This is a genomic window from Rhodovulum steppense (assembly GCF_004339675.1).
Taxonomy (GTDB): Bacteria; Pseudomonadota; Alphaproteobacteria; order Rhodobacterales; family Rhodobacteraceae; genus Rhodovulum; species Rhodovulum steppense.
Genome location: NZ_SLVM01000002.1, coordinates 89,001 through 113,236, shown reverse-complemented (window position 1 = coordinate 113,236; position 24,236 = coordinate 89,001). Strand labels below are relative to the sequence as shown.

At 68.4% G+C, this 24,236-nt stretch carries 23 protein-coding genes; 15 read left to right on the top strand and 8 right to left on the bottom strand.

Annotated features, from left to right (window positions below):
* Window positions 1–59 precede the first annotated feature (59 nt).
* The 12 genes from phnD (EV216_RS01710) to EV216_RS01655 all read left to right on the top strand — a co-directional run bounded on the left by phnD (EV216_RS01710) (window position 60) and on the right by EV216_RS01655 (window position 13,657).
* Window positions 60–1,007, top strand: coding sequence for a phosphate/phosphite/phosphonate ABC transporter substrate-binding protein (gene phnD / locus EV216_RS01710; protein WP_132693325.1), 948 nt, complete (start codon window positions 60–62; stop codon window positions 1,005–1,007).
* 89 nt (window positions 1,008–1,096) lie between these two features.
* Entirely contained in the window at window positions 1,097–2,047 is a 951-nt protein-coding gene (gene phnD / locus EV216_RS01705) for a phosphate/phosphite/phosphonate ABC transporter substrate-binding protein (RefSeq protein WP_132693324.1), read from the top strand.
* Between the two features lie 68 nt (window positions 2,048–2,115).
* Complete coding sequence (gene phnC, locus EV216_RS01700) at window positions 2,116–2,943, top strand: phosphonate ABC transporter ATP-binding protein (protein ID WP_132693323.1); 828 nt, start codon at window positions 2,116–2,118, stop codon at window positions 2,941–2,943.
* A 74-nt stretch (window positions 2,944–3,017) separates the two neighbouring features.
* Window positions 3,018–3,779, top strand: coding sequence for a phosphonate ABC transporter, permease protein PhnE (gene phnE, locus EV216_RS01695; RefSeq protein WP_243641932.1), 762 nt, complete (start codon window positions 3,018–3,020; stop codon window positions 3,777–3,779).
* Window positions 3,776–4,597 (top strand): phosphonate ABC transporter, permease protein PhnE, encoded by an 822-nt coding sequence (gene phnE, locus EV216_RS01690; protein ID WP_132693322.1) that lies wholly within the window; start codon window positions 3,776–3,778, stop codon window positions 4,595–4,597. Before phnE (EV216_RS01695) ends, phnE (EV216_RS01690) begins: the two co-directional genes overlap by 4 nt.
* Before the next feature lie 75 nt (window positions 4,598–4,672).
* The gene (locus EV216_RS01685; RefSeq protein WP_132693321.1) at window positions 4,673–6,532 is read left to right on the top strand and encodes an SLC13 family permease; all 1,860 of its coding nucleotides are present in this window, start codon (window positions 4,673–4,675) and stop codon (window positions 6,530–6,532) included.
* A 100-nt stretch (window positions 6,533–6,632) separates the two neighbouring features.
* On the top strand, window positions 6,633–8,615 hold the full coding sequence (locus tag EV216_RS01680; protein ID WP_132693320.1) for an FAD-dependent oxidoreductase: 1,983 nt from the start codon (window positions 6,633–6,635) through the stop codon (window positions 8,613–8,615).
* A 3-nt stretch (window positions 8,616–8,618) separates the two neighbouring features.
* Window positions 8,619–10,472 carry a [FeFe] hydrogenase, group A gene (locus EV216_RS01675; protein WP_132693319.1) on the top strand — a complete coding sequence of 618 codons (1,854 nt, stop codon included), beginning with the start codon at window positions 8,619–8,621 and terminating at the stop codon, window positions 10,470–10,472.
* Between the two features lie 5 nt (window positions 10,473–10,477).
* On the top strand, window positions 10,478–11,449 hold the full coding sequence (locus EV216_RS01670) for an ABC transporter substrate-binding protein (RefSeq protein WP_132693318.1): 972 nt from the start codon (window positions 10,478–10,480) through the stop codon (window positions 11,447–11,449).
* 4 nt (window positions 11,450–11,453) lie between these two features.
* On the top strand, window positions 11,454–12,227 hold the full coding sequence (locus tag EV216_RS01665) for an ABC transporter permease (protein WP_132693317.1): 774 nt from the start codon (window positions 11,454–11,456) through the stop codon (window positions 12,225–12,227).
* Complete coding sequence (locus tag EV216_RS01660) at window positions 12,224–12,904, top strand: ABC transporter ATP-binding protein (protein ID WP_132693316.1); 681 nt, start codon at window positions 12,224–12,226, stop codon at window positions 12,902–12,904. The genes EV216_RS01665 and EV216_RS01660 overlap by 4 nt, the downstream gene beginning before the upstream one ends.
* Before the next feature lie 408 nt (window positions 12,905–13,312).
* Complete coding sequence (locus EV216_RS01655; RefSeq protein ID WP_132693315.1) at window positions 13,313–13,657, top strand: DUF2794 domain-containing protein; 345 nt, start codon at window positions 13,313–13,315, stop codon at window positions 13,655–13,657.
* 10 nt (window positions 13,658–13,667) lie between these two features.
* Here the strand turns inward: EV216_RS01655 and EV216_RS01650 are convergent, their stop codons facing one another.
* From EV216_RS01650 to EV216_RS01640, 3 genes are all read right to left on the bottom strand, one after another.
* On the bottom strand, window positions 13,668–14,498 hold the full coding sequence (locus tag EV216_RS01650) for a C40 family peptidase (RefSeq protein ID WP_132693314.1): 831 nt from the start codon (window positions 14,496–14,498) through the stop codon (window positions 13,668–13,670).
* Window positions 14,495–15,877 carry a leucyl aminopeptidase family protein gene (locus tag EV216_RS01645; RefSeq protein ID WP_132693313.1) on the bottom strand — a complete coding sequence of 461 codons (1,383 nt, stop codon included), beginning with the start codon at window positions 15,875–15,877 and terminating at the stop codon, window positions 14,495–14,497. Before EV216_RS01645 ends, EV216_RS01650 begins: the two co-directional genes overlap by 4 nt.
* Window positions 15,878–15,951: 74 nt before the next feature.
* Window positions 15,952–16,296, bottom strand: a complete 345-nt coding sequence (locus tag EV216_RS01640) for a hypothetical protein (protein ID WP_132693312.1) — start codon at window positions 16,294–16,296, stop codon at window positions 15,952–15,954.
* Between the two features lie 176 nt (window positions 16,297–16,472).
* On the opposite strand from EV216_RS01640, the gene EV216_RS01635 reads away from it, so the two are divergent.
* Genes EV216_RS01635 through EV216_RS01625 form a run of 3 tightly spaced genes read left to right on the top strand, consistent with a single transcriptional unit; the run spans window position 16,473 to window position 18,472 of the window.
* Window positions 16,473–17,123 carry a carbonic anhydrase gene (locus EV216_RS01635; protein WP_132693311.1) on the top strand — a complete coding sequence of 217 codons (651 nt, stop codon included), beginning with the start codon at window positions 16,473–16,475 and terminating at the stop codon, window positions 17,121–17,123.
* Between the two features lie 55 nt (window positions 17,124–17,178).
* A complete protein-coding gene (locus tag EV216_RS01630; RefSeq protein ID WP_132693310.1) occupies window positions 17,179–18,156 on the top strand; it encodes a sodium-dependent bicarbonate transport family permease in 978 nt (325 codons plus the stop codon).
* A 4-nt stretch (window positions 18,157–18,160) separates the two neighbouring features.
* Window positions 18,161–18,472: a P-II family nitrogen regulator gene (locus tag EV216_RS01625; RefSeq protein ID WP_132693309.1), complete on the top strand. Its 312-nt coding sequence runs from the start codon at window positions 18,161–18,163 to the stop codon at window positions 18,470–18,472.
* A gap of 100 nt (window positions 18,473–18,572) precedes the next feature.
* On the opposite strand, the gene EV216_RS01620 is transcribed toward EV216_RS01625, so the two are convergent.
* The 5 genes from EV216_RS01620 to EV216_RS01600 form a co-directional block, all read right to left on the bottom strand.
* Entirely contained in the window at window positions 18,573–20,195 is a 1,623-nt protein-coding gene (locus EV216_RS01620) for a DUF4139 domain-containing protein (RefSeq protein WP_132693308.1), read from the bottom strand.
* A gap of 206 nt (window positions 20,196–20,401) precedes the next feature.
* The gene (locus tag EV216_RS01615) at window positions 20,402–21,424 is read right to left on the bottom strand and encodes an aspartate-semialdehyde dehydrogenase (protein ID WP_132693307.1); all 1,023 of its coding nucleotides are present in this window, start codon (window positions 21,422–21,424) and stop codon (window positions 20,402–20,404) included.
* Window positions 21,425–21,467: 43 nt separating this feature from the next.
* Complete coding sequence (locus tag EV216_RS01610) at window positions 21,468–22,670, bottom strand: capsular polysaccharide export protein, LipB/KpsS family (protein ID WP_132693306.1); 1,203 nt, start codon at window positions 22,668–22,670, stop codon at window positions 21,468–21,470.
* A 106-nt stretch (window positions 22,671–22,776) separates the two neighbouring features.
* Window positions 22,777–23,073: a hypothetical protein gene (locus EV216_RS01605; protein WP_132693305.1), complete on the bottom strand. Its 297-nt coding sequence runs from the start codon at window positions 23,071–23,073 to the stop codon at window positions 22,777–22,779.
* A gap of 263 nt (window positions 23,074–23,336) precedes the next feature.
* Window positions 23,337–24,230, bottom strand: a complete 894-nt coding sequence (locus EV216_RS01600) for a glycoside hydrolase family 26 protein (RefSeq protein ID WP_132693304.1) — start codon at window positions 24,228–24,230, stop codon at window positions 23,337–23,339.
* Between the last annotated feature and the right edge of the window lie 6 nt (window positions 24,231–24,236).

Sequence of the window (24,236 nt, the reverse complement as noted above, 5' to 3'; positions counted from 1 at the left end):
ATCTTCATGTGGCCAGACTACCCGCCGGACAGTCCTTTCCAATTCCGAGGTCTCGTCCAATGATCGCCCGTCTCTTCTCGACCGTCGCCCTGTCCGCCGTGCTGACACTGCCCGCCGCCGCCTTCCAGCTTGATGCGCGATTCACCGATGCCGATGGCGACCTCATTGCCGACATCCCCGAGGATGCCGCCCAGTGGATTGACCCCTCGGTTCTGATCTTCGCCTACACGCCGGTCGAGGATCCGGCCGTCTATGCCGAAGCCTGGTCGGATTTCCTGACCCATATGGAGGCCGTGACCGGCAAGCCGGTTCAGTTCTTCCCGGTCCAGTCCAACGCCGCCCAGATCGAGGCGATGCGTGCGGGCCGTCTGCATGTGGCGGGCTTCAACACCGGCTCGAACCCGCTGGCGGTGGCCTGTGCGGGTTTCCGTCCCTTTGCGATGATGGCCGCCGCCGATGGCAGCTTCGGCTACGAGATGGAATTCATCACCTATCCCGGTTCGGGCATCGAGAAGGTCGAGGACATCAAGGGCCGCACCATGGCCTTTACCTCCGAGACCTCGAACTCGGGGTTCAAGGCTCCCTCGGCGCTGCTGGCGGCGCAATATGGCATGGAGGCGGGCGCGGATTTCACCCCGGCCTTCTCGGGCGCGCATGACAACTCGATCCTTGGCGTCGCGAACAAGGATTACGATGCCGCCGCCATTGCCAACTCGGTGAAGGCGCGGATGCTCGACCGTGGCGTGATTACCGAGGATCAACTGGTCGTGATCTACCAGTCCGACACCTTCCCCACCACCGGCTACGGCACGGTCTACAACCTGCATCCCGACCTGCAGGAAAAGGTGCGCGAGGCGTTCTTCAGCTTCGACTGGGAAGGCACGACGCTGCAGGCCGAGTTCGAGCGCTCGGGCGAGGCGCAGTTCATCCCGATCACCTTCAAGGACAACTGGTCGGTGATCCGCGAGATTGATGCGGCGATGGGCGTGCAGTACACCTGTAACTGACACAAGAATGTCACGGACCGGGGTCTGCCCCGGCCAAGGCATCGCGCCGACGGGACGGTCCCGTCGGCCCAGTCAGGGAGAACGACCACATGAAGACCCTCGTCACCTCGGTGGCCCTGTCGGCCATGCTTGCCGGTGCGGCTGTTGCGGCCGATTTCACGCTCGATCCGCGCTTCACGGATGCCGATGGCGACCTGATCGCCGACATTCCCACCGACCCGGCGCAACTGGTCGATCCTTCGGTTCTGATCTTCGCCTACACGCCTGTGGAGGATCCGGCCGTCTATGCCGAGGTCTGGGCCGAGTTCATCGACCACCTGTCGGAAGCGACCGGCAAACCGGTTCAGTTCTTCCCGGTCCAGTCCAACGCCGCCCAGATCGAGGCGATGCGTGCGGGTCGTCTGCATGTCGCGGGTTTCAACACCGGCGCGAACCCGCTGGCCGTGGCCTGCGCGGGCTTTCGTCCCTTCGCGATCATGGCGGCGAAGGATGGCAGCTATGGCTATCGGATGGCCTTCATCACCCATGTCGACAGCGACATCGCGGACCTGGCCGATATCGAGGGCCTGACGCTGGCCTTTACCTCGGAAACCTCGAATTCCGGCTACAAGGCACCTTCGGCGCTCTTGCGCGAGATGTTCGGCTGGGAGCCGGGCACCAACTATACCCCGGCCTTTTCCGGTGCGCATGACAATTCGGTGCTGGGCGTCGTGAACCGGGATTACGACGCGGCCGCCATCGCCGACGAGGTGATGATCCGCATGGCAGCGCGCGACGTGATCGACCTTGCAGATATCCGGACAGTCTATGAATCCGATCCGTTCCCGACCACCGGCTACGGCGTGGTCCACAACCTGACCCCCGAATTGCAGGACAGGATCCGCGAAGCCTTCTTCTCCTTCGACTGGGAGGGCACGCGGCTGCAGCAGGAGTTCTCGCCCTTCGACATGGACGAGTTCATGCCCATCACCTTCCAGGAACACTGGTCGGTGGTGCGCGAGATCGATGCCGCGACCGGCGTCAGTTATACCTGCAACTGACTCGATATGAACATGCACACGGCAGGCGCCCCTCGCCTGCCGTTTTCCCTGTCCCGAGCGGAGGCCCCATGCTGAGCGTCGACAAGCTGACCAAGGTCTACAAGACCGGCGACAAGGCGCTGACCGATGTCAGCTTTACCGTGCCCAAGGGGCAGGTCGTGGGGCTGATCGGGCCGTCGGGCGCGGGCAAGTCCACGCTGATCCGCTGTGTCAACCGGCTGGTGGAGCCGACCGAGGGGACGGTGCGGCTGAACGATCTGGACATCACCCGCCTGCGCGCGGGCGAGCTGCGCCGGGCACGGCGGCGGATCGGGATGATCTTTCAGGAATACGCCCTCGTCGAGCGGTTGACGGTCATGGAGAACGTTCTGTCCGGGCGGCTGGGCTATGTGCCGTTCTGGCGCAGCTTCACCCGCCGCTTTCCCGGCGAGGACATTGCCAAGGCGTTTCGCCTGCTCGATCGCGTCGGCCTGTCGGCCCATGCCGACAAGCGCGCCGATGCGCTGTCGGGCGGGCAGCGCCAGCGGGTGGGCATCGCCCGGGCGCTGGAACAGGATCCCGAGCTGCTGCTGGTGGATGAACCCACCGCCAGCCTCGACCCCAAGACCAGCCGCCAGATCATGCGGCTGATCGTCGAGATCTGCCGCGAAAGCGGCCTGCCTGCGATCATCAACATCCATGACGTGGTCCTGGCCCAGCAATTCGCCGACCGGATCATCGGGTTGCAGGCGGGCCGGGTGGTCTTCGACGGTCCGGCAACGGGGCTGACCGAAGCGGTCCTGACCCAGATCTATGGCGAGGAGGACTGGACCGCGATGCGCCAGGCCGCCGCCGAGGACGAGGCCGCCGAGGCCGAACAGCGCGACGAGGCCAAGAAGATGATGAGGGCGCTGTGACCGACACCGCCGCCCCCGTGTCCCCGGGCATGTCCCCGGGCACCTATCCGACGCGGTGGAAGCGCCCGCCGCAGATGATCAAGTCGCGCTTCTGGCGCTATGCGCTTGCCATCGGGGCGCTGGTCTGGCTGGTGCTGGCCCTTGGTACCATCGAGGTGAACTGGCAGCGCGTCATGGTCGGGATGGAGCGCGGCCAGCGCTTCATCGCGGGGTTCCTTCAGCCCGATTTCACCACCCGCTGGCGCGACATCTCTACCGGGCTGATCGAGAGCCTGACGATGACGCTGACCTCGACCGTGGTCGGCGTCCTGATCTCGATCCCCATCGGCATCGGCGCGGCGCGGAATGTGGCGCCACGCTGGATCTACGCGATCTGCCGCGGGATCATCGCCGTGTCCCGCGCGTTGCAGGAAATCATCGTCGCGATCTTCTTCGTGGCGCTGTTCGGCTTTGGCGCCTTTGCGGGGTTCCTGACGCTGACCTTTGCCACCATCGGCTTCATCGGCAAGCTGCTGGCCGAGGATATCGAGGATATCGACGAATCCCAGGCCGAGGCGATCCGGGCGACCGGCGCCTCGTGGTTCCAGTTGATCAACTACGCGATCCAGCCGCAGGTCATGCCGCGACTGATCGGGCTGTCGCTCTACCGGCTCGACATCAATTTCCGCGAATCCGCCGTGATCGGCATCGTCGGCGCGGGCGGGATCGGGGCGACGCTGAACACCGCGCTGAACCGCTATGAATACGACAGCGCGGGGGCGGTGCTGCTCATCATCATCGCCATCGTGATGATCTCGGAATATTCCTCGGGCTATCTGCGCAGGTGGGTGCAATGAGCGTGACCGACATTCCCGCCGCCGAACGTCCCGTCTGGCACCACCGCACCCTTCTTGGCCGACTGGCGATCTATGCCGGATGGCTGGGGCTGGTCGCGCTGTTCGTCTGGTGCTGGAACATCATGACGGAACGCACGATGTGGGTCTTCGTCTATGACGCGCCCCATGCCGCGGCCGACCTGGCCAGCCGCGCCTGGCCGCCGCGCTGGTCGTATATGGACAGGCTTTGGCAGCCGTTGTGGGACACGATCAACATCGCCACGCTGGGCACGCTGCTGGGCATCGTGCTGGCGGTTCCGCTGGCCTTCCTGGCGGCCTCGAACACCACGCCCTCGCGGATGATCCTGCGGCCCGTCGCGCTGTTCTGCATCGTGGCCAGCCGCTCGATCAACTCGCTGATCTGGGCGCTGCTGCTGGTGTCGATCCTGGGCCCCGGGATCCTTGCGGGGATCCTTGCCATCGGCTTCCGCTCGGTCGGCTTCATCGGCAAGCTGCTTTACGAGGCGATCGAGGAGACGGATATCGCCCAGATCGAGGCGATCACCGCCACCGGGGCGACCAAGGCGCAGATCCTGAATTACGGGATCGTGCCGCAGGTGCTGCCCAGCTTCTACGGCATCTCTGTGTTCCGCTGGGATATCAACATCCGCGAAAGCGCGATCCTCGGGCTGGTGGGCGCGGGCGGCATCGGGGCGCAGCTTCAGGCCAGCCTGAACGTGCTGGCCTGGCCGCAGGTCACGCTGATTATCCTGGTGATCCTGGCGACCGTCGTGGTCAGCGAATGGGTCTCGGCCCGGGTGCGGCACGCGATCATCTGAGGCGCGCGGCGAAAGGACGATTGCAGCCGGACCGCCGATCTGGTCCCCTCGGGCAAGGACCGGACGGAGGGGGCCGTGAGCGCGGACCAGTTCCTGATCTTCGCAATCCTTGGCGCCACGCTGGCGGCGTTCCTGTGGGGGCGCTATCGCCATGACGTGGTGGCGCTGGCGGCACTTCTGGCCTGCGTCGTCGCGGGCGTCGTTCCGGCCGCGGACGCCTTTGCGGGATTCGGCCACCCGGCGGTGATCACGGTGGCCTGCGTGCTGGTGCTGAGCCACGGGCTGCAGACCACCGGCGCGGTGGACTGGCTGGCGCGCAGCGTTCTGCCGCGCGAGGCCGGGCGACTGGCCAGCATGGCCGCGCTGATGGGGCTGGGTGCGGCGCTGTCGGGGTTCATGAACAATGTCGGCGCCATGGCGCTGTTGATGCCGGTCGCGGTGCAGCTTGCCGGGCGGCTGGACCTGATGCCGGGACAGGTGCTGATGCCGCTGGCTTTCGGGACGATCCTGGGCGGGATGACGACGCTGGTGGGCACGCCGCCGAACCTGATCGTCTCGGGCTTTCGCGCCGAGGCGGGGCCGGGGCATTTCGGCATGTTCGATTTCGCGCCCGTGGGCGTCGCGGTGGCTTTGGCGGGCGTGCTGTTCGTGGTGCTGGTCGGCTGGCGGCTGGTGCCCGCGCGCAAATCGGCCACAGGAAAGGCGTTCGACACCGGCACCTATCTGACCGAGGTGCGCGTGCCCGAAAAGAGCAAGGCCGTTCACCTGACCCTGCGCGGCTTCGAACGCGAGATCGAGGAGAGCGGCGCGCAGGTGGTCGGTCTCGTGCGCAACGAGGTCCGCATCACCGCGCCCCATGGCGGCCGACGCATCCGCGCGGGCGACATCCTGGTTCTGGATGCCGATGTCGAGGGACTGGCCGAGGCGCTGGCGCTGTTCGGCATCGAACTGGAGGAGCAGGGTCCATCCTCGGAAGAGGCAGGCGACACGGCGCCCGGGTCGCGACCGCAGGACGTCGCGGAAGATGGCGCAGGCAAGCATGACGAGAAGAGCGCCGAGGACAAGCCGGACCGAGACGAGGATATCGTGCTGCGGGAACTGGCCGTTCTGCCGGGGTCCAGCATCGTGGGACGATCGGCTACCGATCTTCGGCTGCGCACGCGGTTCGGGCTGAACCTGCTGGCCGTCTCGCGCGAGGGGCGGCCGCCGCCGACCCGGCTGCGGTCGCTGCGGATCCGCTCGGGCGATCTGTTGCTGATGCAGGGGCCGGCCGAGGTGATGGCCGATTTCGTCAACGATACCGGCTGCGTGCCCCTGCGCGAGCGGGAACTGCGCATCCCCGACAAGCGCATGGCGATCATCGCGGGCGCGATCATGCTGGGCGCCGTTGCCCTTGTCACGCTGGGTCTTCTGCCCGCGGCCCCGGCCTTTGCGCTCGGGGTCCTGGCCTCGATGCTGCTGCGCACGGTGCCGCCCCGGCAGGTCTATTCCGCGATCGACTGGCCGGTGATCGTGCTGCTGGGCGCGCTGATCCCGGTGGCGGGTGCGATGCAGGCAACGGGTGCGGCCGATCTGCTGGCGCGCGTGCTGGTCGAGACCATCGCGCAGGGCAATGCCGTCGCGGCGCTGGCGGTGGTGCTGGTGACGACGATGTTCCTGTCGGACGTGATGAACAACGCCGCCACCGCCGCCGTGCTGTGCCCGGTCGCGCTGGGCATCGCCGCGGCGCTCGGTGTCAATCCCGACAGCTTTCTGATGGCGGTGGCGATCGGGGCCTCCTGCGCGTTCCTGACCCCCATCGGGCATCAGAACAACACGCTGATCCTGGGCCCCGGCGGCTTTCGCTTTGGCGATTACTGGCGGCTTGGCCTGCCGCTGGAGATTCTGGTGGTCGTGGTCAGCCTGCCGCTTCTGCTGGTGGCCTGGCCGCTCTGACCCCTGTCCTTGCGCTGGATCATGGTGGGGCCGGTCCCGCCGCGCGAGGTTCGGGGCGACAGGGGCGGTGGCGCTGGCCGTCCCCGGAAAGGAGTGCGCCATGACACAGGTGGCCTATGGGGTCTGGGACGGGGTCGTCCATGACCGGCAGGCAGGGCAAGCCACCCTTGAGCCCCGCAATTTCGACGAGTTCGACGAGGGCAACCCGATCCGCGCCTTTTTCGGCGACCGCGGATTCTTCGTGTTCGATGAAAGCGTCAGCCTTGTGGACGCGCTTTACCACTACATGCGCAAGGCGGCCGAACAATCCTGTGGCGTCTGCACGCCCTGCCGGATGGGCACGGTGCTGGTGCGCGACGCGCTGGACGCGATGCGGCGCGGGCTGGATGCACCGCTGGATCTGGATCAGATCGCGATGCTGGGCGAGCAGATGCGCGAAACCTCGCTTTGCGGTCTGGGCCAGACCTGTGCGGTGGCGCTGTTGGATGCGCTGGGCCATTTCCGCGGCCGGATCGAGGCCGAACTGGCCCCGAAACGCCCGATCCGCGCCCAGCATGGCATGGCCTACATGACCGCCCCCTGCATCGAGGCCTGCCCCTCCAAGGTCAACGTGCCGCGCTATATCGACTATATCCGCGACGGCAAGCCCGAGAACTCGCTGGGGGTTCTGTTGCAGAAATACCCGATGGCGGCGACCTGCGGGCGGGTCTGCGTGCGCTATTGCGAACAGGCCTGCCGACGCAAGTTCGTGGACGAGGCGGTGGGGATCAAGACCCTGAAACGCTTTGTCGCCGACCAGCAAAGCGGCCCGAACGCGCTGGAATTCACCCGCGACATGATCCGCAAACCGCTGGATCCGGCCATGCGGGTGGCGGTGGTCGGTGCGGGTCCGGCGGGGATTTCCTGCGCCTATCATCTGCTGCTGCGCGGCTATCACGTCGATGTGTTCGACAAGGCAAGCCAGGCGGGCGGCATGGCGCAGATCGGCATTCCCGCCTACCGGCTGCCCAAGGACACGCTGGCGCTGGAAACCGAAATCATCGCCGATCTGGGCGGGCGCTTCCTGTTCGGCCAGCAGCTCGGCCGCGATTTCAGCATCAACGATCTGTTCGCGCGCGGCTACCGGGCGGTGTTCCTGGGGCTCGGTTGCCAGGCGGGCTCGCGGTTGGGGGTCGCGGGCGAGGACGAGGCGCGCGCCGGCTATTTCAGCGGCATCGACTTCCTTCTGCGGGTCCATGACCATGTCGCGGGCAAGGTGCCGCTGTCCTTGTCGGGCGAGGTGCTGGTGGTCGGCGGGGGCAATGTCGCGATGGATTGCGTGCGCTCGGCGATCCGGCTGGGGGCGGGGCGCGTGCATGTCCTTTACCGTCGCACCCGCGCGGACATGCCCGCCGATCCCGGCGAGATCGCGGATGCCGAGGCCGAGGGCGTGACCTTTCACACGCTTTGCAACCCGGTCCGCGTGCTGACCCAGGCGGGCCGCGTCACCGGCGTGGTGGTCGCGCAGATGGAACAGAGCGAGCCCGACGACAGCGGCCGGCGCAAGGTCCGCCCGATCCCCGGCAGCGAGGTGACATTGCCCTGCGACACGCTGATCGCGGCCATCGGCCAGCAGGTCGAGGATGGCAGCCGGATCGAGGCGGACGGCATCGCGCTGGACCGCTGGCGCTGCGTGGCCGCGGATGATGCGCTCACCACCTCGCGGCCGGGTGTCTTTGCGGGGGGCGATTGCGTCACCGGCCCCTCGACGCTGATCTGGGCGATGGCCGACGGGCTGAAGGCCGCGCGCAATATCGACGACTGGATCCAGCGCGGTTCGGTCAGGTTCTACAAGCGTGCGCGGATGCGCAAGCTGATCGCCGACAACGATTTCCTGGCCAATGACGTGGTCGAGACGCCGGTGCGCAACGCCTATCGCGTGCACAATCCCGAACTCGACCCCGAATTGCGCAAGCGCATGTTCGAGGAGGTCGAGCAGACGATCAGCGCCAGGGCCGCCTATGCCGAGGCGCAGCGCTGCATGCGCTGCTATCGCGTCTACACGGTCCTTACCGGCCATCCCATCCCCGAAGGAGCGGTCTGAGCCATGTGCACCTCCGGCCCCGACACACCCGGCCCCGACGCGCCCGAGACCGTGGCGCTGATCCTCAACGGGACGCCCTGCACCGGCCGGGCGAACGAAACCATCCTGTCCTGTGCGCGGCGGCATGACATCTATATCCCGACGCTGTGCGAACTGGACGACATCGACCACACCCCCGGCACCTGCCGCGTCTGCGTGGTCGAGATCGTGCAGGCCGGCCATGACGCGCCGCAGATCGTGACCGCCTGCAACACGCCCATCCGCGACGGGATGGAGGTGCGGACCCGCAGCAAGCGCGCGCGCGACATGCAGCGCTTGCAGGTGGAACTGCTGATGGCCGACCATTTGCAGGATTGCGCGACCTGCATCCGGCATGGCGATTGCGAATTGCAGGATCTGGCGCAGTTCGTGGGTCTCAAGGAAAACCGTTTCTTCGACCGTGCCCGGACCGAGGCGCGGCCCATCGACCTGACCTCGCCCGCGATGGTGCGCGACATGCGCCGCTGCGTGCGCTGCCAGCGCTGCGTCGCGATCTGCCGCCATCACCAGCAGGTCGACGCGCTGGCGATGGAGGGCACCGGGCTTGACCGGCTGGTGGCGCTGCGGGGCGCCGAGGATTACCCCTCGTCGGCCTGCGTGTCCTGCGGGCAATGCGTGCTGGTCTGCCCCACCGGCGCCTTGGGCGAACGCGACGAGACCGACCGGGCCATCGACTATATCTGCGACCCCGACCTTGTGACGGTGGTGCAATTCGCCCCCGCCGTGCGCGTCGCCTTTGGCGAGGAATTCGGCATGCCCCCCGGCACCAATGTCGAGGGCCATATCGCCACCGCCTGCCGCAAGCTCGGCTTCGACGTGGTGCTGGACACCAATTTCGCCGCCGACGTCGTCATCATGGAGGAAGGCGCCGAGTTGCTGGGCCGGCTCAAGGCGGGGCGGCGGCCCACCTTTACCTCGTGCTGCCCGGCCTGGATCGACTTTGCCGAGATCCATTATCCCGAGATCCTGCCGCTTCTGTCCTCGACCCGGTCGCCGCAACAGGTGCTGTCGGCCATTGCCAAGACCTGGCTGCCCGGAAAACTGGGCGTCGCGCCGGATCGGATCCGCGTGATCTCGGTCATGCCCTGCGTCGCCAAGAAAGAGGAGGCGACGCGCCCGCAACTGGCGCGGGACGGGCGGCCCGATACCGATCTGGTGCTGACCACCCGCGAATTCGCCCGCCTGCTGCGCCGCGAGGGGATCGACCTGAAGACGCTGGAACCCTCGGGCTTCGACAGCCCCTTCTTGCGCGAATATTCCGGCGCGGGTGCCATCTTCGGCACCACCGGCGGCGTGATGGAGGCCGCGCTGCGCACCGTCTACGCCATCGTCAACGGCCGCGAACTGGAGCAGATCGAACTGACCCAGTTGCGCGGTTTCGAAGGCATCCGCGAGGCCCGCGTCGATCTGGGCGGGCAGGTGGGCGAGGTCAGGGTGGCCATGGTCCACGGGCTTGGCGACACGCGCGCGCTGGTGGACTCGGTGCTGGCAGGCAGGGCCGATTACGATTTCATCGAGGTGATGGCCTGCCCCGGCGGCTGCGTCGATGGGGGCGGGTCGCTGCGTTCGAAAAAGGCGTATCTGCCGCTGGCCCAGAAACGGCGCGAAACGATCTATGCGGTCGACCGCGCGGCCCGCGTGCGCCAGTCGCACAACAACCCGCAGGTGCAGGCGTTGTACCGCGATTTCCTGGGCGCGCCGAACTCGGAACTTGCGCACCAATTGCTGCACACGAGCTACGAGGATCGCCGACGCGAGCTGAAGCACACCGTCAAGGAAATCTGGGACGACATCACCATGAGCACGATGGTCTATTGACCCCGATGCCGTCCCTCGACCGCCGCGCGGTGCTGGCCGGGCTGGCCGCGCTGCCCCTTGCGGCCCCGGCGCGAGGGGCGGAGCCGCTGACTCTCTGGGGTATTCCGGGCACGCCTTCGGCGGTCTTTGCCGGGGCGGTGGCCTCTGACCGATTTCAGGCCGCAGCCCCCGGCGCGCGGTTCGAGATCTGGAAAAGCACCGACCAGTTGCGCGCAGGCATCGCCTCGGGCGCGTTCCGGCTGTTTGCCAGTTCCACCTATGCCGCGGCCAATTTCTTCAATCGCGGCGCGGGCACGCGCATGGTGAATGTCGTGACCTGGGGCGTGCTCTACGTCATGGCGCGCGATGACCGCATCCGCTCGATCGCGGATCTGGCGGGCCGCCGGGTGCTGCTGTCGAACAAGAACGAGGCGCCGGATCTGTTGTTTCGCATGGTGCTGGGCTGGGCCGGGCTGGACCCCGACCGCGATCTGCGGCTCGACTATGTCGGCTCGCCCGGCGAGGCGGTGCCGCTGTTCCTGTCCGGGCGGGGCGATGTGGCGCTGCTGCATGAACCCGCCGCCACGGCCGCGCAGATCCGCGCCGAACGCGAAGGATTGCCCATGATCCGCGCGCTCGACATCGCCGAGATCTATGGCCAGCACACCGGGCGCGGCCCGCGGATTCCGCAGGTGGGGCTGGCGGTCAGCGCCGAATTTCTGGACCGCGCGCCCGAAGTCGTCGCCGCCGCCCATGCCGCCTGTATCGAGGCCGCCGATTGGGCGCAGGCCGACCCCATGGCGGCGGGCGCGCTGGCCGCGCCGCATCTCGGTCTTGCGCCCGAGATCGTGGCCCGCTCGCTGCCCTTCGTGCGGCTGGGCGTGGCCAGCGCGCGGCAGGCGCAGCAGGATATCGAGACCTATTTCCAGCACCTCATGACGCTGGCCCCGGGCATCGTCGCGCACCGCCTGCCCGATGCCGATTTCTACTGGGGCTAGGGCCATGGCGCGAAAACGCCCTCCCTCCCGGCTCTGGAGCCTTGCGGGCCTTGCCCTGTTGCTGGTCCTTTGGGAGGCCGGGCATCGCATCTGGGGGCCGCTGGTGCTGCCCGGTCTGGCCGAGACGGGCGTCACGCTCTGGCACATGATCGCCGAGGGCCGCGTTGCCCCGGCGCTGGCCCAGACCGCTGGAAATGCCGGGATGGGCTGGGTGCTGGGCGCGGCGACGGCCATGATCGCCGGAACACTGGCCGGCCTGCGCCCCGAGGCACAGCGGGCGTTGCAGCCGGTCGCGGTGGTGCTGCTGGGGATCCCCGCGATTGCCTGGGTGGTGCTGGCGCTTCTGTGGTTCGGCGGGCGCTGGGCGGTCGTGTTCACCGTGGCCGTGGCAACCGGCCCGCTGGTCTTTGCCGCGGCCGTGGCCGGGGTTCACAGCCTCGATGGCGGGCTGGTCCGCATGGCGCGGGCGTTCCGCGTGCCGCTTGGTGCACGGCTTGCCCACATGCACCTGCCGCATATGCTGGGCCATGTGTTTCCCGCGCTGGCCACCACGCTGGCGATGTCGTGGAAGGTGTCGGTCATGGCCGAGTTGCTGGCCGGTGCGGGCGGTATCGGCGACGGACTGGCCACCGCGCGCGCCCATGTCGATACGGCCGCGATGATGGCCTGGGTGCTGGTCGTGGTGGCGGTGCTGGTCGCGGTCGATCTGGCGCTGTTGCAGCCGCTTCAGCGCCGCATGGTCCATTGGCGCGATGACGGGCGGGGCGTCGGGACATGACCGAACCGCTGCGCCTTGACGGCGTCGATTTCGCCCATGACGGCAGGCCGGTGCTGCGCGGGCTTGACCTGTCGCTGCCCGCGGGCACGATCACCGCGCTGATGGGGCCGTCGGGCTGCGGCAAGAGCACGCTGATCGCGCTGGCCGCGGGGCTGCTGACCCCCGATGCGGGCCGGGTCGCGCGGCGCTGTGCCCGGCTGGGGATCGTGTTCCAGGACCCCGCGCTGCTGCCCTGGAAGACGGCGCTGGGCAATGTCGGCTTCGCGCTGCGCGGCTTGGGCCTTGGCCGGGCAGAGCGGCGCGCGCGTGCCCGGGCGATGCTGGATGCGGTCGGGCTGGGCCCCGGCGATGCAGGGAAATACCCCCGCCAGCTTTCGGGCGGCATGCGTCAGCGGGTGGCGCTGGCCCGTGCGCTGGCGGTCGCGCCGGATTTGCTGCTTTGCGACGAAGCCTTCAGCGCGCTCGATGCCCCGGTGCGCGCCAAACTCTGGCAGTTGCTGCACGAATTGCGCGCGCGCACCGGCCTGACCATCCTCTTCGTCACCCATGACCAAGACGAGGCGATGGAACACGCCGACCGCCTGGCCATCATGGCGCCGGGCCGGATCGAGCAAACCGCCTCGGTCGACGCCTGCATAAGCGCATTCACATCACGGATGAACGCCCCCGTATCCTGATCGGAGAACTGCCGTCGAGCCCCCGACCGAATTTGGCAGAACAGAAGGGCATCAGCAGAATCGTCCGAACAGCCAGCGCCAGCGTATCGCTGCGCCAGGCCCTATATCGGCCCGGCCGACCGCCACAGATAGGATGACTCGCCTGACCATCCCACGACAGGCCAACTGAACTGCCCGCATCGCGACAACCGTCCAGCATTCTGAGGGGACAGGAAGCGAAAGTCCCCGATGCCGCAGGCTGGGTGGGGGCTGTTAATCCGCAGCACCGGGGTAGCGTCTTCGCTATGAAGGCAATATTCCCGCGAATCCGGGCGGCATCGCGGACCGCGCGCGACCATCGCAAGGTAATTTCGGGGCGCGATCCGGGCAGGACTTGATTTGACGACGCGGCGGCGGCACGCTGGGCGGATGAACGTCGTGACACCGCCCCCGTTCGTCCACGCCGGCCCGCCCGAGCAGATCAGCTTCGACCGCGCTGAGCTTGGGGTGATCCTTGCGCTTTACGGACGGATGGTCGCCGCGGGGGAGTGGCGCGATTATGCCATCTCGTCGCTGCGCGAGGCGGCGGTCTTTTCCGTCTTTCGCCGCACCGCCGAGCACCCGCTTTACCGCATCGAGAAGCGCCCGCGCCTGCGCGCCCGCCAGGGGATCTATGCGGTGATCGGGATGGACGGGCGCATCCTGAAGCGCGGTCCTGACCTGAAACAGGTGCTGCGCGTGCTGGACAAGGCGCTGATCCGCCCGGTCGGCTAGGGGCGGTCGGCTAGGGGCGGCGATGCGCGCTGGGCGCGCCGCCGCCCATGGCCGCGATCCGGGAAAGCGCACCTATGATGGGTTCGCGGACCACCGACATCGCATGCGCCGTGGCATGGATCAGCGTAAGGGGGTCGGCGACCAGCGCGACATGGCCGGTCCAGAAGATCAGGTCGCCGCGCCGGGGCGGGCTGTCCGGGGGAAGCGGCGCGCCCAGCGCGCGGGCCTGCTGGTCGCTGTCGCCGGGACAGGCCCGGCCGCAGGCCAGAAAGGCCGCCTGGACCAGCCCCGAACAGTCGATCCCCCGGATCGAGTTGCCGCCCCACAGATAGGGCACCCCGAGGAACAGCTCTGCCACCGCGACCGGATCGGCAAAGGGCGCATCCAGCGCGCGCAGATGCGGCCTGGGCAGGAACCAGCCTTCGGCGGTCTCGCAGAAATCGCCGCTCTCGGCGGTGACGCGGATCTGCGTGCCGAAGGACAGGGCGCAGATCTCGGGGCATTTCAGGTCGGGCGCGGGATAGGCATGGGTGGCAGGCGCGGCGACGGCATGGCTGGGTTCGGGCAGCCCGTCCGACAGCGCCGCAGCGCCGATGTAGCCCACATAACCGTCGCGCGCGGCCCAGCCGAAGGCATGGCCCTCATGCGTGTCCAGCACCTCGAACGCCTCGCCATGGACAAGCTGGCGCTCGCGCGGGCCGCCGGGGGCGCGCAGCAGGTCCGTCAGCGGCGGGATGACCCGGTGGCGGATGGGCGCAACGAACCGCTCGGCCGCGACCTTGCCCCGCAGATGCAGCGCCGCGACGCGGGCATTCGCCGGTGTCTCGCGCCGGTCGCTCACAGCCCCAGCACCTGCGGCAGCGCGCCCAGGATCGCGCGCGCGCCCTGTCCCAGCCCGCCCTTGGGCCGGGCGGGCGCATCGGCGGGTTGCCAGCCATAGATGTCGAAATGGGCATAGCGCGCGTCCCCGGCAAAGCGGCGCAGGAACAGCGCGGCGGTGATCGACCCGGCAAAACCGCCCCGGGGCGCATTGTCGAGATCGGCGATGCCGGGCTCGATCATCGCCTCGTAAGGCGCGTGGAAGGGCATGCGCCAGACTGGATCGGCGCCCTCTGCCCCCGCGGCGGCCAGCGCTGCGGCCAGCGCCTCGTCGCCGGTATAGAAGGGCGCGATATCGGGGCCGACGGCAACGCGCGCCGCCCCGGTCAGCGTGGCCATCGAGATCAGCAGGTCGGTCTGGTCCTCGCAGGCCAGCGCCAGCGCGTCGGCCAGCACCAGCCGCCCCTCGGCATCGGTATTGTTGATCTCGACGCTCAACCCGTTGCGCGCCCTCAGGATATCCTGCGGGCGAAAGGCGTTGGCCGAGACGCTGTTTTCCACCGCCGGGACCAGCAGCCGCAGTCGCACGGGCAGGCCCAGCGCCATGATCGCCTGCGCCAGCCCCATCGCGGTCGCGGCCCCGCCCATGTCCTTCTTCATCAGGCCCATCGACTCGCCCGGTTTCAGGTTCAGCCCGCCGGTGTCGAAACAGACCCCCTTGCCGACCAGCGTCAGACGCGGCCCCGCATCGCCCCAGCGCAGGTCCAGCAGCCGCGGCGCCTGCGGCCCGGCGCGGCCGACGGCATGGATCAGGGGGAAATTCTGGGCGATCAGATCGTCGCCCCGGATCGCGGTGACGCTTGCGCCGTGGCGCGCGGCCAGCGCGACCAGCGCATCCTCCAGCGCCTCGGGGCCCATGTCGCAGGCGGGCGTGTTGATCAGATCGCGGGTCAGCCATTCGGCCGCGGCCAGCGCCCCGATCCGGGGCGCGTCGATGCCGGGCGGCGCCTTGACCTGCGCCTTCAGCGGCGGCTGCGCGCGGTAGCGGTCAAAGCGGTAGGCGGCCAGCAGCAGGCCCAGCGCCTCGGCGGCCAGTTCTGCCCCCGCAAGCGCGGTCTCCAGATGCCACGGGCCTTCGGGCAGGCGCGCCGCCGCGCCCGCAAGGTGAAACCGCCCGCGCGCGCGCTTGTCCGCCGTTCCGTAGCCCGCAACCGCCCCCGCGACCCGGCCATCGGGCCCGGGCAACAGCGCGACCTCGCCCAGACCGGCGGCAAAGCCCGTGGCATTCAGCCATTCGGCCTCGGCCGGGGGACGGGCGGCGCGCCATGCGGCAAGGGCTGCCTCCTCGACGACATGAAGCGGCAGCGAGGGCGCATCGGGCGCGGCGAAACGAGGCGGCATGGGCGGGGCGTCCTTCGGTCGTGGATCGGGATGGACCCCGAGCCTAGCCGCTTCGCCCGCGCCCGCAAGCGGGTTCAGCCCGAGCGGTGCTGCAACTCCGCCGCGATCCGGAACGACCGCTGCGCGATCCGCCGCAGCCGCTCCATCGTGGCGGCCACCGCCACCGCATCGCCGGTCTGCACCGCACGCGACACGCCCCGCGCGGCGATCGACAGGCCGATCAGCCCCAGCGAATCGCCCAGAGCACGGATCTGGCCCACCAGATCGACGCAATCTCCCGGGCGCACCTGCACCACCGCCAGATCGAGGCAGACCATCAGCTCCTCCAGCCGCTCGACCGAGACCGAGATCAGATGCGCGGCCCTCGCCTCGCCCAGATCGACGAACATGTCCGCCAGACGATCCGAATCCACACTCAACGGTTCATCCTGACGCAAGACCACAACTCGGGACACGGAACCCCTCCGATTTATCGCACCACACCTGCGGGGAAACTGCCCCCTCAGCGTCAAGAAAGCGTTTCACCGCGACGCCGAAATCTCTCGAATTACCGGCAAATGCGCTTTATGCAGCGGCAGAGAAAACGGAGAACGTGATGAAAGACGCCCGCCCTCTGCCGCAATACCTCGTCCAGCGTTACCAGGGCTGGAAGGCCACCGCCCATGCCGAGAACAAGGCCTGGTTTCGCCGCCTCGCCGAGGAAGGACAGCGCCCGCGCACGATGGTCATCTCCTGCTGCGACTCGCGCGTGCATGTCAGCGCGATGTTCCGCGCGGACGGGGGCGAGTTCTTCATCCATCGCAACATTGCGGCGCTGGTGCCGCCCTATGCGCCCGATGGCGGCAATCACGGCACCTCCGCGGCAATCGAGTATGCGGTCACCGTGCTGAAGGTGGCGAACCTGCTGGTGGTGGGCCATTCCCGCTGCGGCGGCATCAAGGGCTGCCATGACATGTGCGCGGGCCTCGCGCCGGAGCTTGAGGAAAAGACCAGCTTCATCGGCCGCTGGATGGACATCCTGCGCCCCAGCTACGACCGGACCGAAGGGGCCGCGACCGAGGCGGACCGGCTGGAGGCGATGGAAAAGGACGCGGTGCTGGTCTCGCTGGAAAACCTGATGACCTTTCCCTATGTGCGCGCCGCGGTCGAGGCCGAGGAACTGGCCCTGCACGGGCTTTGGAAGGATATCGCCGAGGGCGTGGTGGAATGCTACGATTCCGAGGCCGGGCGGTTCGTGGCGATCTGAGCCTGTCCTTGGCGCATGATCCATCGGGGTCCAACAGCATGAACGGGGGCCGCACCTGACCGGCATCGTCGAACTCGCGGCAGGCAACCTGCTGTCGCCGATCATCCTCAGCTTCGCGCTCGGAGTCGCGGCGTCGCTGGCGCGATCCGATCTTTCCGTGCCCGAGGCCGCAGCCAAGGCGCTGTCGATCTACCTTCTGTTCGCCATCGGCTTCAAGGGCGGCGCGGGCGTTGCCGCGCACGGGCTGGACGGCACGCTTCTTCTGGCGCTGATCGCCGGGCTGGTGCTGTCGGCGGGCATCCCCTTTGTGGCCTTTGCGCTGCTGCGGACAATGACGCGGCTGGGCACGGTGGATGCGGGCGCGGTCGCGGCGCATTACGGCTCGATCTCGATCGTGACCTTCGTGGCCGCGACATCGGTGCTGACCAGCCAGGGCATCGCGTCCGAGGGCTTCATGGTCGCCGTCGCCGCGATCATGGAGGCGCCCGCGATCCTCGCCGCGCTGTGGCTGGTGATGCGCAAGGGCGGCCAGACCGACATGGAGTCGGGCCTCTGGCGCGAGATCCTGCTCAACGGCTCGATCGTGCTGCTGATCGGCGCCTTCGCCATCGGCTGGATCACCGGACCCGCCGGGCTGGCCGAGATCGAAAGCTTCATCATCGCACCCTTCAAGGGCGTGCTCTGCCTGTTCCTGCTGGACATGGGTCTGGTGGCGGGGCGGAACCTGCGCGAAAGCCGGGGGGTCATCACGCCGGGGCTCCTGGCCTTCGGGGTGGTCATGCCGCCCATCGGCGCCGCCTTCGGGCTGGCCGCGGGGCTCGCGCTGGGGCTCAGCCTGGGCGGCGTGGTGCTGATGATGACGCTGGCGGCCTCGGCCTCCTATATCGCGGTGCCGGCGGCGATGCGGGTGGCGCTGCCAGAGGCGAAGCCCTCGATCTACCTGACGCTGTCGCTGGGGATCACCTTCCCGTTCAACCTGACGCTGGGCATCCCGCTTTACCTTGCCGCGGCCCGGCTTGTGACCGGAGGATAACCGCATGCAGACCCATGCCGCAAAACGGGTGGAAATCATCATCGAGGCGCCGATGGAGCGCCGCCTGACCGCCGCGCTGCGCGAGGCGGGCGTCACCGGCTACACGGTGCTGCCGGTCCTCGGCGGCACCGGCCGGTCGGGCGAGTGGAGCCGCGAAGGCCAGGTGGGGCGCGCGGGCGGCATGGTCGCCGTCGTCTGCCTGATCCGGCCCGAACGGCTGGACGCGCTGCTGGACGCCGCCTTCGCCGTGGTCGAGCGACATATCGGCGTCGTCTCGGTCACCGATTGCCAGGTGCTGCGCGCCGAACGGTTCTGACCCGCGCCCCCCCTCCGGGCGGGAACCGGGCGCGGCACGGGTTCGAAAAAGGTCCGATGGGTTTCATATGGAATTCATATGGAATTCAGATACGGGAATCCTACTGCAGGACCTTGCCCTCGGGCCAGGTCATCCGCTGGGTCACCCCGACCTCCTGCACCGCACCGGGGGCCAGATCGAAGTGCCATTCCAGCACGCCCCGCCGGTCGTCCAGATCGGTCCCGGCGGGCGGCGGATCGGCGGTCCAGGTGATCTTCAGATCCTCCTGTTCGGAATAGGGCACCCGGTCCGTCAGCCGCACGGACCACGGCTCGGCGGTCAGGTTCTCGGCCCTGATCCGCACGGTCTCGGCCCATTCGTTCGCCTTGCGGATCACGCCCCGATCGCCCTCGCTGCGCGTCACGACACGGCTCAGGCGCAGCCCCTCGACAGGACCAAAGGCCAGCTCCGCCTCGCCCCCTGCCGGGATCAGCGCCAGGTCCTGCCGACCCACGAAACGCCCGTCCAGATGGAACATCGCCTCGCCCGTCGGCAGGATCACCTCGCCGCTTTCATTGGTAAAGCTGGCAGCCACGAAGCCATTGGAATCCCACAAGGGAACGGCGCGGACAAAGATCTCGGCCGGGGCCGTCAGCGCGCCCAGCGCCAGCCGCACCCGGTCCGCGCCCGCGGCGATATCGACCGGGTCCGGATAGGCATAATTGACCGCCAGCGCATCGGCCTGCGCCACCGCCTCGACCTTCGGCGCGGGCGCCGCGGCCAGTTCGAATCCCCCCCGCGCCATGTCGGCCTCGGCCATCGGCGCAGCACCAGATCGCGGCATCACCTGGCCCGGATCGACGATCCTGCGCAGGTCCGGCCAGACCTCGCCCGGCGCGGTCCGTTCCGAGGGGCGCACGCTCGACAGCGTCACCGCCACACCGGCCCAGTTCTCGCCCGTGTCCTGCGTCACGAAGGCCCCGCGCTCGATCTCCAGCCGCCCGGCGGCGCGGTCCAGCCGCAGGTCATAGACCGGCATCCAGCCCGCCTCGGCGATGGTATAGCTGACGCTCAGATCGCCGCTGGCCGGCACATCGGACCACAAGTCCACCGCCAGAAACGCCCGAACCTCATCCTCGGGAACAAGCGCCGCCAACGCCTGCCGCGCCCGGGTCAGCGCCTCGCGCAGGTCCTTCAACCCCCGGTCGGCCGTATCGGCGCGTTGCTCGGCCGCATGGGCCGCGCGCAGCGCCTCCAGCGTCCCCGCGCCGATAGTGCCAGCAAGGGCGGCGATGTCGGTGCCGGGGGGCAATTCGGTGGCCCCCAGCCGCTCGAAAAAGGCGATGCGGGCATGCGCCGCCTCGGCCTCAAGCCGGATCGCCGCGATGTCGGCCTCGGCGCTGCGCAGCGCATCCTCCAGCCGCGTGACCTCGGCCTCGGCGGCGGCAAGCGCGGCGCCCTTCTCGGCGCTGCGGGGCGGCACGAAATCGGCGCGCGTGGTGACGCCGCCCAGCGTGGCGCCGGTCACGCCCACGCGCACCGCATGCAGCGGCGTCGAGGCGGGCAGATCGGTCAGGATCAACCGGTGACGCCCGGCGGGGATGTCATAGGGAACCGCGCGGGTGACGGTCGCGCCCTGCGGATAGAGCGTGACGGCGCTGACCGCGCTGGTCAGGGGAAAATCCTCGGCCACAAGCGGGGCAGGGATCAGGACGAAGGGCAAGGCAAGGGCAAGGCGGCGCATGGGGATCGCTCCGGCGGGGGGCTGCGGCCTGCAGGGTGCGGCAGGGGGCCGGGGCTTGGCAAGGACAAAGGCGCCGGAACGACAAACGGCGCGGGGCCGGGCCGCCGCGCCGTGTTCTGCCGTCAAGGGCTGGCCGGGGCTCCGCCCGTTCGAGGCTCAAACTCGCCACCGGAGCGTTTGCCGGGGCGTGCGCCCCGGACCGCCTCTCACCCCTTCTTCAACGCGCGCTGGCCCAGAACCTCGGCGATCTGCACCGCGTTCAGCGCCGCGCCCTTGCGCAGGTTGTCGGACACGCACCACAGGTTCAGGCCGTTCTCGATGGTGGAATCCTGACGGATGCGGCTGACGAAGGTGGCATAATCGCCCACGCATTCGACCGGCGTGATGTAGCCGCCGGGCTCGCGCTTGTCGATCACCATGACCCCGGGCGCCTCGCGCAGGATGTCGCGCGCCTCGTCCTCGTCCAGGAAATCCTCGAACTCGATATTGATCGCCTCGGAATGGCCGACAAAGACCGGCACACGCACGCAGGTCGCCGTGACCTTGATCGCGGGGTCCATGATCTTCTTGGTCTCGGCGACCATCTTCCATTCTTCCTTGGTCTCGCCGGAATCGAGGAAGACGTCGATCTGCGGGATCACGTTGAAGGCGATCTGCTTGGGATAGACGCTGGGCGCGACCTCTTGCCCGGGCACATACATCCCCTTGGTCTGGTCCCACAGCTCGTCCATCGCCTCCTTGCCCGAGCCGGAGACGGATTGATAGGTCGAGACCACCACCCGCTTGATCCGCGCACGGTCATGCAGCGGCTTGAGCGCCACCACCATCTGCGCGGTGGAACAGTTGGGATTGGCGATGATGTTCTTCTTCGCATAGCCCATGACCGCGTCGGCATTCACTTCCGGAACGATCAGCGGCACGTCGGGGTCGTAGCGGTAGAGCGACGAGTTGTCGATCACCACGCAGCCCGCGCGGGCGGCCCTGGGGGCGTATTCCTTGGTCGCATCCGAGCCGATGGCGAACAGCGCGATATCCCAGCCGGTGAAGTCGAACTGTTCCAGGTCCTGGGTCTTGAGGGTCCGGTCGCCAAAGCTGCATTCGGTGCCGAGCGAGCGGCGCGAGGCAAGCGCGGCGATCTCGTCCACCGGAAACTCGCGCTCGGCGAGGATGTTCAGCATTTCGCGGCCCACGTTGCCCGTGGCGCCGACGACGGCGACCTTGTAGCCCATCGGGTTTTTCCTTCAGCGTCGGGTGGATTCCCGGGGCGGAGCCTTACAGGAAAGCGCCGCCGGGCGAAAGGGCCGTTCCGGACCGCGCGGCGTCCAGCATCCGGGCCAGCGCGGCAGGGTCGATGGTGACGCGGCCATCGGGGGCTTCGGTCACGCGCGGGTAATAGACAAGGTCGAGACAGGACATGAAGGCCGCGCGCAGCGCGGGATCGAAGCTCAGCGCCTGCGGATGGGCCAGCGTCTCGGCCAGTGCGGCCTCGGAATGGACCGGGGTCACAAGGCCGGGGATGGCAAAGAAGGCCTGCCCCAGCACGATCACCGGCTTGTCGTGAAAGAACGCCTGCAACCCCATCGAGGAGTTGATGGTCAGAACGCCCCGCGAGGCGGCAAGCTGGGCAAAGCTGTCGGTGGCGTTGTCGATCACCAGCCGCCCGCCCGCCTCGGCCACGGCACGGGCCAGCGGATCGGCCAGCGAACTGCGCGCCGAGGGGTGTTCCTTGAGTCGGACATGCCAGCCTTCGGGCAGGGTGCGGGCGGTGCGGGCAAGGGCCGCGATCATCCCCTCGACGCTGCCGACCCAGCCCGCGAACAGGGTGATCTGGCTGTCATTCGGCACCTGGAGCGGGCAGAACAGGAACGGCCCCGCCCCCGCCAGCGCATCCCCATCCCCCTGCCCCACATCGGCCCGGCGCGAGGCGCGCGCGGTGAGGTTCGCGCCCAGCGCGCGCCAGCCCTCGCCCTGCCGGGCCGGGTCGGCGGCGGCCCAGTCGCGGTAGAAACCGGGGTCGCGCGGCAGGGCGTTCTGCGCGTTCACGCCCAGCGGGTCGAGGGTGATCCGCCCCGGAAAGGGGGCGAGTTCCGCATATAGCCGCCCTGCACCCGCATCCCGCGCCCCTTCCATGAAGGCGCGGCGCGAGCCGGTCAGCCCGTTCCAGCAGACGGCAACCGCGCCGGGCTGGCGGGTGAAGAAGCGGCGCGACCAATTGTATTGCGCAGCGATCAGCGCGCGTTTCAGCGCCCGGCCAAGCCGCCCCCTGGGCTGGCGCTTGGCCACGGCCAGCGCGGCGGCGGCGCGTTCTTGCGTTTCGGGAAAGTTGCGGAACGACAGCCCGATCAGCGGCAGGCGCCGCCCGCCGCCCGATTGGCTGGCAATCGCGGCGAAGATCGCGTCCTTGCGGCGGGTCCATTCGGCCAGCCAGACGATCGCCGGTGGCGCGCTGGTGTCTCGGGGGTCTGGGGGTCTCATGCCTCTGGTCCCTGCCGCTGCCGCAGGCCCGGCCGGAACCCGGACACGGCCGCCTGCATGCCGGGCATAGCCCGGAACGGGGGCGTGGGGAAAGGGGCGTGGGGCCTTAGCGGGTGAAGCAGCTGGGCCGCTTGCCGAAGCCCGAGGCGGTGCAGATATAAGTGCCGCTGCCATGCCGGGAATCGAACCGGCTGGCCATGGCCTTGCGTTCGCGCGTGGACAGCGACCTGTCCGTCCGGGGCGCAGGGTTCAACCAGCGCATGACCGAGGCGCCGACGATGGCCGGGCGCTGGACGATCTTTCCCTCGGCCGCAGCCGGGGCAGCACTGACCATCGTTCCAGCCGCCGCCAGCGCGGCGAGCAGCGGAAATGCGGCGCGGAATGGGCGTCTTTTCAGTCGCATGACGAGTGGTTCCTGCGTTGACTGTCCACGGGTGCCCGACACAAGATCCGCTTCCCGGCATGCGCACGGCGTTGCCGAAACAGGCCGAAGGCCCCCAGATCAAATTGAGCGTCGTCGAGTGGTGGGGCCTTTTTGTGGCATCACGATGGCAAAGGCGAGACATCACAGGGCATACCAGCCGTCACAGGCAAGAAACTGCCGAGGGCCGCCCGATTTCCGGGCGGCCCTCGGCCGGTCTTCGCGTCAAGGATGTAATACTGCGCTTATTCGTCGATCACGCGCGAGTCAAAGCGCCAGTTCGGCAGACCATAGCCGTCGGGCCAAGGATAGACCTCTTTCTGGTTGAAATAGACCACGGCGACCAGGCTGGGGAACTCAGGATAGATCAGCCGGATCTCGCTGTCCCATTTCGCGACATAGTCAGCGCTGCCCGAATAGCCCAGTTCGGCCACCACCACTGGCTTGCCGAAAGGCTCGGCGCGGGCGTAGCGCGGCGCGAGGATCGACTCGAAGGACTGCCCCTCGCCGAGGATCTCGCGCTCCCAGGGTTGCAGGCCGAAGACCGACAGCCCGACGATGTCGACATAGTCATCGCCGGGATAATATTCGGCAAGCTCCTCGAAGCCGAGCGGCGACCACATGTAGTTCACGTCGGGCGCCTGGACGCGGCAGACATCGACCATGCGGCGATAGGCGGCGATATAGGTCTCCGGCTCCCAGTCGGCCCAGATGAACTGGCCGCTTTCGTCCTCCATCTCCTGCGCCCAGCGCACGGTGACGGGGCTTTCGAACAGGTTCAGCACCGCGCAGATCGAGGCCATGTAGCGATCATACTCGCCCGAGGCGATGCCCTGTTGCAGGATCTCGGGGGTATTGCGCTCGCTGCGGTTCCAGGTCCAGGGCTCGATCGTGGCCAGGATCGACCGTCCGCGCGCCAGCGCATAGGCATCCGCCTCGATCAGGCTGGGCAGGAACACGTCCTCCCAGGGCAGGAACAGATGTTCGATGGTGACCCCGGGATCGTCCGCGAACAGCCCGTCGGGATCGTAGACGCCAAAGGGCAACTCACCCGGAGGCGCGGATTCCGCAAGCGCGGCGCCGGACAGCGCCAGGCTGGCGGCCAATGCGGTCATCGCGGGTTTCAGAGCGTAGGCCATGATGCG

Coding starts and splice junctions, on each gene's coding strand:
- phnD (WP_132693325.1), top strand. CDS start 60: ATGATCGCCCGTCTCTTCTCGACCGTCGCCCTGTCCGCCGTGCTGACA.
- phnD (WP_132693324.1), top strand. CDS start 1,097: ATGAAGACCCTCGTCACCTCGGTGGCCCTGTCGGCCATGCTTGCCGGT.
- phnC (WP_132693323.1), top strand. CDS start 2,116: ATGCTGAGCGTCGACAAGCTGACCAAGGTCTACAAGACCGGCGACAAG.
- phnE (WP_243641932.1), top strand. CDS start 3,018: ATGATCAAGTCGCGCTTCTGGCGCTATGCGCTTGCCATCGGGGCGCTG.
- phnE (WP_132693322.1), top strand. CDS start 3,776: ATGAGCGTGACCGACATTCCCGCCGCCGAACGTCCCGTCTGGCACCAC.
- EV216_RS01680 (WP_132693320.1), top strand. CDS start 6,633: ATGACACAGGTGGCCTATGGGGTCTGGGACGGGGTCGTCCATGACCGG.
- EV216_RS01675 (WP_132693319.1), top strand. CDS start 8,619: ATGTGCACCTCCGGCCCCGACACACCCGGCCCCGACGCGCCCGAGACC.
- EV216_RS01670 (WP_132693318.1), top strand. CDS start 10,478: ATGCCGTCCCTCGACCGCCGCGCGGTGCTGGCCGGGCTGGCCGCGCTG.
- EV216_RS01665 (WP_132693317.1), top strand. CDS start 11,454: ATGGCGCGAAAACGCCCTCCCTCCCGGCTCTGGAGCCTTGCGGGCCTT.
- EV216_RS01660 (WP_132693316.1), top strand. CDS start 12,224: ATGACCGAACCGCTGCGCCTTGACGGCGTCGATTTCGCCCATGACGGC.
- EV216_RS01655 (WP_132693315.1), top strand. CDS start 13,313: ATGAACGTCGTGACACCGCCCCCGTTCGTCCACGCCGGCCCGCCCGAG.
- EV216_RS01645 (WP_132693313.1), bottom strand. CDS start 15,877: ATGCCGCCTCGTTTCGCCGCGCCCGATGCGCCCTCGCTGCCGCTTCAT.
- EV216_RS01635 (WP_132693311.1), top strand. CDS start 16,473: ATGAAAGACGCCCGCCCTCTGCCGCAATACCTCGTCCAGCGTTACCAG.
- EV216_RS01625 (WP_132693309.1), top strand. CDS start 18,161: ATGCAGACCCATGCCGCAAAACGGGTGGAAATCATCATCGAGGCGCCG.
- EV216_RS01620 (WP_132693308.1), bottom strand. CDS start 20,195: ATGCGCCGCCTTGCCCTTGCCTTGCCCTTCGTCCTGATCCCTGCCCCG.
- EV216_RS01615 (WP_132693307.1), bottom strand. CDS start 21,424: ATGGGCTACAAGGTCGCCGTCGTCGGCGCCACGGGCAACGTGGGCCGC.
- EV216_RS01610 (WP_132693306.1), bottom strand. CDS start 22,670: ATGAGACCCCCAGACCCCCGAGACACCAGCGCGCCACCGGCGATCGTC.
- EV216_RS01605 (WP_132693305.1), bottom strand. CDS start 23,073: ATGCGACTGAAAAGACGCCCATTCCGCGCCGCATTTCCGCTGCTCGCC.
- EV216_RS01600 (WP_132693304.1), bottom strand. CDS start 24,230: ATGGCCTACGCTCTGAAACCCGCGATGACCGCATTGGCCGCCAGCCTG.